Origin of the sequence: Pseudomonas folii, from assembly GCF_014357575.1 — a bacterium.
GTDB lineage: Bacteria > Pseudomonadota > Gammaproteobacteria > Pseudomonadales > Pseudomonadaceae > Aquipseudomonas > Aquipseudomonas folii.
The window spans coordinates 1-7,198 of sequence record NZ_JACONW010000210.1; the positions used below are offsets into that span (position 1 = coordinate 1).

Consider the following 7,198-nt stretch of genomic DNA (forward strand, 5'->3'; position numbering starts at 1 on the left):
GCGGGCGGGCATCCCGAGCCTAGGCGAGGGACCGAGTGATGGGGCAAGAGCGTTTTGCTTACTTTTGCGCTTTCAAAAGTGAGGCGCTGTAAAAGCGCAACCAATACCAGCCGCTACCCCGCCAACGGATATGTACACAACATTAAGAAGCACCGCCAAGCCCTACACCCCCAATTCCGTAGGAAAAATCCTCAAGCTTTGTAGCGTTATCCTCAAAACCACACAAAAAACCCCAGAGCCGTTAGTCGCCAGGCCCCTCTATGGATTAAAGTATCGCCCCCAGCTTCGGCGTTGATTGACGCCGCTGATTACCTGCCAGGAACAGTCACCGATGGAACATCGTGAAGCGCTGATAGCGCTGCGAACCTTTCTTTCCACGCAGATCCTCGGTCAGGAAAAACTGATCGAACGTCTCTTGATCGCTCTGCTCGCCGACGGCCACATGCTCGTCGAAGGGGCTCCCGGTCTGGCCAAGACCAAAGCGATCAAGGAACTGGCAGAAGGCATCGAAGCACAATTCCACCGCATCCAGTTCACTCCCGACCTGCTGCCTGCCGACATCACCGGCACCGAGATCTATCGTCCGGAAACCGGCAGCTTCGTCTTCCAACAGGGTCCGATCTTCCACAATCTGGTACTGGCGGACGAAATCAACCGTGCGCCCGCCAAGGTCCAGTCAGCACTGCTTGAAGCCATGGCCGAGCGTCAGGTCAGCGTGGGACGCAGTACGTACGACCTGTCGCCACTGTTCCTGGTCATGGCCACCCAGAACCCCATCGAGCAGGAAGGCACCTATCCGCTGCCTGAAGCCCAACTCGACCGTTTCCTGATGCACGTCAAGATCGGTTTCCCGGACGCTTCGGTGGAACGCAAGATTCTGGCCCAGGCCCGTGGCGAAGCGCTGAATGGTGAGACCAAACCAGAACGCCGGGTCAGCCAGCAGGCGATTTTCGCCGCGCGCAAGGAAATCCTTGGGCTATACATGGCCGATGCGGTGGAGGAATACCTGGTGCAACTGGTCATGGCGACCCGCAACCCGGCCAAGTTCGACGCGGAAATGGCCGAGTGGATTTCTTATGGCGCCAGCCCCCGTGGCTCTATTGCTCTGGATCGCTGTGCGCGGGCCCACGCCTGGCTGGCCGGGCGGGATTTCGTCAGCCCGGAAGATATTCAGGCAGTCCTGTTCGACGTATTACGCCACCGGATCATCCTGTCGTTCGAGGCGGAAGCCGCAGGGATCGATCAGGATCGGGTGATCCAGCGCATTCTTGATGTCGTGGCTGTTGCGTGAAGCCATGCAACCCAACCTGATCACCCAGCCGGGTATTCGCGTCAGCCTCACAGAGCTGATCGAAATGCGTCATCGCGTCCGCGAAGTCCAGCTGTTCTCCACCCCGAGCCAGCGCAGCCCGTTGATTGGCCTGCACCATTCCAAGCTGCGCGGTCGGGGTGTGGATTTCGATCAGGTGCGGGTTTATCAGGCGGGGGATGACGTCCGCAGCATTGACTGGCGAGTGACGGCCCGCACTCAGGAGCCGCACACCAAGCTGTTCCACGAAGAACGCGAACGACCGATTTTTATCCTGGTCGAGCAAAGCCGCAGGCTGTTTTTCGGCTCCGGCCTGATGTTCAAATCAGTGCTCGCCGCCCAGGCTGCGGCGTTGATCGGCTGGGCGGCGTTGATCCACAACGACCGGGTGGGTGGCCTGGTGTTTGGCGACAACGAGCATTACGAAATCAAACCACGGCGCAGCAAGCAAAGCCTGCTGCAGTTGCTCAACCGCTTGGTGCGGGTCAACCAGTCGCTGCACACTGAAACCGCTGCCGACCGCGATGCGTTCGGCATTGCCTTGCGCCGCGCTCGGGAAGTGCTGCGGCCGGGCAGTCTGGTGATCGTGCTGTGTGACGAGCGCGCATTGTCTGATGCCGCCGAACAGCAACTGAGCCTGCTGTCCCGGCATTGCGATCTGCTGCTGTTGCCGCTGTCCGATCCGCTGGATCACGCCCTGCCCGCTTCCGGCCTGCTGCGCTTTGCCGAGCGCGGCGCGCAGCTTGAAATGGACACCTTGAACCCCGAGCTGCGTCAGGCCTACCGCGCTCAGGGTGAAGCACGTAAAGACCGCTGGGAAATGCTTGCGAAGAAATTGCGCGTGCTTCTGATGCCGCTGAACACGCAGCAGGAAATGGTCGAGCAACTGCGTGAATACCTCAGCGCCCAGCGCCCGGTGAAACGCAAATGAACCCGCTGGATCAACTGCAACCGCTGATAGCGCCGCCCGCCGTGGGCTTCTGGCCGCTGGCACCGGGCTGGTGGTTACTGCTGCTGTTGATTCCCCTGGCCGGTTGGGGATTGTGGCGGATGCGGCATATGTTGCCGGTGAAGACCCGGGTTCGCCGCGCAGAACAGCCACTGGACCCGGTGCGCGTTGCGGCGCTGACCGAACTGGCCAACATGCCAAAACCGTACGACGGGGCTCCCGCAGGCGCATGGCTGCAGCAAATCAACGGCCTGCTGAAAAGACTGTGTCGCAACCATTATCCGTACAGCCAGAGCCATACGCTGAATGGCCGCAAATGGCTGGCTTTCCTCGACAACCGCTGCCCTGCCGCGGGCCTGACTCGCTGGATGGTATTGGTGGAAGGCGCATACAAACCCGAATGCAAACTCGACGACAAGGCCATCAATGGCCTGACGCAATCCGTTGAAACCTGGATTCGCAAACATGTTTGAGTTCGCCTGGCCCTGGATTTTCGCCCTGCTGCCGTTGCCGTGGCTGATGCGCTTGATGCTGCCGACCGCCGACAGTGGCGAAGCGGCGCTCAAGGTCAGCTTCCTCGGTGATCTCGAAGAGCTGGTCGGAAGAAGGGCCAAGGTCGCCCTGCCCGGCTGGCGTCAGCAATTGCCGTTCATTCTGATCTGGCTGTTGCTGCTGGTAGCTGCTGCCCGCCCGCAATGGCTCGGAGAACCGTTGCCTTTGCCGTCGAGCGGACGCGATCTGCTGGTGGCGGTGGATGTTTCCGGCTCCATGGATTATCCGGACATGGAGTGGAAGAACGACGATGTCAGCCGTCTGGTGCTGGTTCAGCATCTGCTGGGCGATTTTCTGCAAGGCCGTAAGGGTGATCGCGTCGGGCTGATCCTGTTTGGCAGCCAGGCATTCGTGCAAGCCCCACTGACGTTCGACCGCCACACCGTGCGCGTGTGGCTGGATGAAGCACGAATCGGCATTGCTGGTAAAAACACAGCGATTGGCGACGCCATTGGCCTCGCTCTGAAACGCCTGCGGCTGCGCCCGGCCCAGAGTCGCGTTCTGGTGCTGGTCACCGACGGCGCCAATAACGGCGGGCAGATTGATCCGGTGACCGCTGCGCGGCTTGCAGCTGAGCAGCAAGTGAAGATTTACACCATCGGCATCGGCTCGGACCCGAATAAAGAGGGTTCGCTGAGTATGCTCGGGATGAACCCCAGCCTGGACCTGGATGAGCCAACCCTCAAGGAAATCGCCCAGTTGACCGGCGGCCAGTACTTCCGCGCACGGGATGGCGATCAGTTGGAAAAAATTCGCCAGACCCTCGACGCGCTGGAGCCCGTAGCCCAGCAACAGACTCAGGCTCGCCCGGCTCACGCGCTTTATCAATGGCCGCTGGCGTTGGCGATGCTGTTCAGCGTGTTGCTGGTAGTGCATGAGCGCTGGCCGAACAACCCCCTGCATCGACTGCTCAATCGCCAGCGTTTCATCCGCGACGCTCAGCACTGGCGGCAGCGCGTCCAGCGTCTGGGGCGTCGCCGATGATTGCGCTCTGGCCGCACTGGTTTCGCCCTTGGTGGTTACTGCTTCTGCCGTTGCTGGGCTGGCTGCTTTGGCAACTCTGGCACCGACAGAAACGTGCCGGGCGCTGGCAAATGATTCTGCCCGCAGCGTTCCATTCTGTGTTGCTCAGCGGCGGCCGTGGTCGCGACAGTAAAAAACCTTGGGTGGTGCTCGGCGTTGCCTGGCTGCTGGCGCTGCTCGCATTGCTCGGCCCCGGCTGGCAGCGGGTTGAACAACTGAGCCAGAAGCCGGTTGATCCATTGGTGGTGCTGCTGGAGTTGACTCCGGAAATGCTCGCCACCGACGCCCCGCCAACCCGGCTGGAACAAGCCCGGCGCAAGCTGCTGGACTTGTTGCAGGCGCGCAGCGACTCGCAAACGGCGATTATCGTCTACTCCGGCAGCGCCCACACGCTAGTGCCGCTCTCCGACGATCAGATCACAATTCGCAACCTGCTGGATGCAGTCAAACCGTCGATCATGCCCCAGGCCGGACATCGTGCCGATCTGGCCGTACATAAAGCGCTGGCCCTGCTCAAGCAAGGCGAACTGGGGCGCGGGCGTTTGCTGTTGATCGGTTCGTCATTGAGCGAGCAGGAGCGTCAGGGCATCCGCCAGGCTTTGGCTGGCCAATCCCCGCCACTGCTGATTCTCGGTGTCGGCACGGCGGAAGGCGCACCGGTCGAGCAGGAAAAAGGCGGTCTGCTCAAAGACGACCAAGGGGCAATTCTACTGCCGCGTCTGGACAGCGCCAGCCTCACGGACTTCGCCGGGCAAGTCGGCGGCCAGTACCGGCAGTTGCGCATGGACGATCACGATCTACGGGAGCTGGGTTTGCTGGACAGCCCGAGACAGGTGCAAAGCGACGGGCAAATGATCCAGCTCGACAGCTGGACAGATCAGGGTTACTGGTTCCTGCTGCCACTGTTGCTGTTGGCCGCCTGCGCCGGGCGTCGGGGCTGGTTGCTGTGCCTGCCACTGCTGCTGGTGCTGCCGCAAAACAGCTACGCCTTCGACTTTGCCGATCTGTGGTTACGTCCCGACCAACAAGGCCAGCAACTGCTTGAACAGCAACGCCCTGCCGAAGCCGCACAACACTTCGAAAATCCACAGTGGAAAGGCATCGCCCTCTACCAGGCCGGAGACTACGCCAGCGCCGCCCAGCGTTTTGCCGAGGGCAGCAGCGCCGCCGACCATTACAATCGCGGCAATGCGCTGGCGCGCAACGGCGATCTGGAGGCAGCGCTGGACGCTTATGAGCAGGCGCTGGAAAGTCAGCCAGACTTGCGGGCTGCGCTGCAAAACAAAGCGCTGGTGGAGGAAGCACTGGAACAGAAGAAAGCCGCGGAACCTGATGACGCTGATCAGGCTCAAACCCGCGACGACGATAACGACGGCGAGAACCCGCAGAATCAGGCCGCTGCCAGTCAACGCTCCGAGAACCAGCAAGCAACCGAGTCTGCCGAAGCAAACAGTGCCGATGGTGAACCATCACCCGGAGAGTCGTCTGCGCAGACCAAAGGCAATCCGCAATCCGGCTCACCCATGGATGACGAGGAAACCACCCGGCCACCGATCCGGCCCGCCGACGGCAACATCAATGGCGAACGGCGTCAGGCGCTGGAGCAATGGCTGCGGCAGATCCCGGATGATCCCGGCGAGCTGCTACGGCGTAAATTCTGGTACGAACAACAGCAGCGTCAGGAAAAAACCCAATGAGTCGCGTCTCCACCCTATTGTTCGGCTTGATGCTCGGCCTCGTTGCGCTGCCCAATCAGGCTGCGGAACTGGTGGCGAGTGTCGACCGCACGCGACTCAACTCCGGGGAAACAGTGGAGCTGACCCTGGAAACCAGCGACGTCACCCAGTTCGGCAAACCTGACCTGAGCGCCCTTGAGGGTAGCTTTGACGTCGGTGGCACTCGTCAGATCAACCGACTCAACACGCTGGATGGCGGCAATCAGGCAACCACGCGCTGGATCATCACGCTGCTGCCGAAACAGACCGGCTCGGTGGAGGTGCCTTCCCTGCAACTGGGCGCGTTGAAAAGCCAGCCGATCACCCTGCAAGTCATGCAAAGCGACAACCCGGATCACGCCAGCCAACAGGCGCCGGTGTTCGTTGAAGCGACCCTGGATAAAGACAACGTTTATGTCCAGGCCCAGGCCGTATTGACCCTGCGCGTCTATCACTCGGTGTCGCTGTTCGATGACAGCAACCTGAGCCCGCTGGAAGTGCCTGAAGCGCGAGTCGAAAAACTCGGCGATTCGCGCACCTATGAAAAGCTCATCAACGGCATCCGTCACGGCGTGATCGAGATGCGCTACGCCATTTATCCGCAACAGAGCGGCACGCTGGTGATCCCGCCGCAGACATTCAGCGCCACCTTGGTCCAACCCAACAGTGACGGCCCGTCGAACAACGAGCCAGGCACGCCTTTCGGGCCACAGCCGGGCAAGGTCATGCGCGTCAGTTCTGCAAAGCTGCCTTTGACGGTCAAGCCCAAGCCCGCCAACTACCCGGCCGACGCGCCGTGGTTGCCCGCGCGCAGTGTCAACCTCAGTGAAAGCTGGAGCCCGGAACCCGGCCACAGTCAGGTGGGCGATTCCCTGACCCGCACCATGACCGTCAAAGTCGAAGGCTTGTCCGGCGCGCAACTGCCGCCCTTGCCCGCCACTGAAGTCAGCGCCCTGCGACGTTATCCGGACCAGCCCAAACTGGCCAACGTAACCAGCGATCGCGGCCTGATCGGCACCCGTGAAGAACGTGAGGCACTGGTGCCGACTCGCCCGGGTGCCATTGATTTACCGAGCGTGGACGTGGTCTGGTGGAACACCCTGGAAGACCATCTGGAACACACCAGCCTGCCCGCCCGAACCTTGCAAATCAGTATCAACCCGAGTCTGGCAGTGGACACACCGGTCAGCAGTGATTTGAACGGCGTTACGGTGATCGGCCCGCCCGTCTGGCCGTGGCAGATGAGCACACTGTTTTTTGCCTTCACGACGCTGATCGGTTTTGTACTCTGGTGGCGTGCCCGCAGTCAGCCCGCCGTCGCCCGCGCCGTGCAAACCGGCCCCAGCCCGCGTACGGTGCTGGATGACCTCAAGCGCGCTTGCCTCGCCAACGACCCGCAAGCGACTCGACAGGCACTGGACGCCTGGGCGCGGCAGCAACCGGAAACCCTGGCCGACATGGCCGCCCGCTTCGTGCCGCTGTCCGACGCACTGGACGGCCTCAATGGCGCGCTGTACAGCGAAACCGGCCAGCTATGGCTGGGAGAACAACTATGGCGAGCAGTACGCACCCTGCCCGCCGCCGAAAATATTCAGGACCCGACGGCCGAGCAGAGCCTGCCGCCGTTGTATCCGAAATGATTTCGACCCT

Annotated in this window: 6 protein-coding genes; all 6 read left to right on the forward strand. The window is 61.5% G+C overall.

Translation table 11 applies throughout. The annotated features are described in order from the left end of the window. The first annotated feature begins 331 nt into the window (after positions 1-331). Genes H8S59_RS25095 through H8S59_RS25120 form a run of 6 tightly spaced genes read left to right on the forward strand, consistent with a single transcriptional unit; the run spans position 332 to position 7,188 of the window. Positions 332-1,291 (forward strand): AAA family ATPase, encoded by a 960-nt coding sequence (locus H8S59_RS25095; protein WP_095093321.1) that lies wholly within the window; start codon positions 332-334, stop codon positions 1,289-1,291. 4 nt (positions 1,292-1,295) lie between these two features. Then, positions 1,296-2,240 (forward strand): DUF58 domain-containing protein, encoded by a 945-nt coding sequence (locus H8S59_RS25100; RefSeq protein WP_095093613.1) that lies wholly within the window; start codon positions 1,296-1,298, stop codon positions 2,238-2,240. Next, positions 2,237-2,731, forward strand: coding sequence for a DUF4381 domain-containing protein (locus tag H8S59_RS25105; RefSeq protein WP_187523180.1), 495 nt, complete (start codon positions 2,237-2,239; stop codon positions 2,729-2,731). The genes H8S59_RS25100 and H8S59_RS25105 overlap by 4 nt, the downstream gene beginning before the upstream one ends. Further along, complete coding sequence (locus tag H8S59_RS25110) at positions 2,724-3,794, forward strand: vWA domain-containing protein (RefSeq protein WP_187523181.1); 1,071 nt, start codon at positions 2,724-2,726, stop codon at positions 3,792-3,794. The genes H8S59_RS25105 and H8S59_RS25110 overlap by 8 nt, the downstream gene beginning before the upstream one ends. Continuing rightward, positions 3,791-5,530: a VWA domain-containing protein gene (locus H8S59_RS25115; protein WP_187523182.1), complete on the forward strand. Its 1,740-nt coding sequence runs from the start codon at positions 3,791-3,793 to the stop codon at positions 5,528-5,530. Before H8S59_RS25110 ends, H8S59_RS25115 begins: the two co-directional genes overlap by 4 nt. Then, positions 5,527-7,188: a BatD family protein gene (locus H8S59_RS25120; RefSeq protein ID WP_187523183.1), complete on the forward strand. Its 1,662-nt coding sequence runs from the start codon at positions 5,527-5,529 to the stop codon at positions 7,186-7,188. Before H8S59_RS25115 ends, H8S59_RS25120 begins: the two co-directional genes overlap by 4 nt. Positions 7,189-7,198 lie beyond the last annotated feature (10 nt).

Coding starts and splice junctions, on each gene's coding strand:
- H8S59_RS25095 (WP_095093321.1), top strand. CDS start 332: ATGGAACATCGTGAAGCGCTGATAGCGCTGCGAACCTTTCTTTCCACG.
- H8S59_RS25100 (WP_095093613.1), top strand. CDS start 1,296: ATGCAACCCAACCTGATCACCCAGCCGGGTATTCGCGTCAGCCTCACA.
- H8S59_RS25105 (WP_187523180.1), top strand. CDS start 2,237: ATGAACCCGCTGGATCAACTGCAACCGCTGATAGCGCCGCCCGCCGTG.
- H8S59_RS25110 (WP_187523181.1), top strand. CDS start 2,724: ATGTTTGAGTTCGCCTGGCCCTGGATTTTCGCCCTGCTGCCGTTGCCG.
- H8S59_RS25115 (WP_187523182.1), top strand. CDS start 3,791: ATGATTGCGCTCTGGCCGCACTGGTTTCGCCCTTGGTGGTTACTGCTT.
- H8S59_RS25120 (WP_187523183.1), top strand. CDS start 5,527: ATGAGTCGCGTCTCCACCCTATTGTTCGGCTTGATGCTCGGCCTCGTT.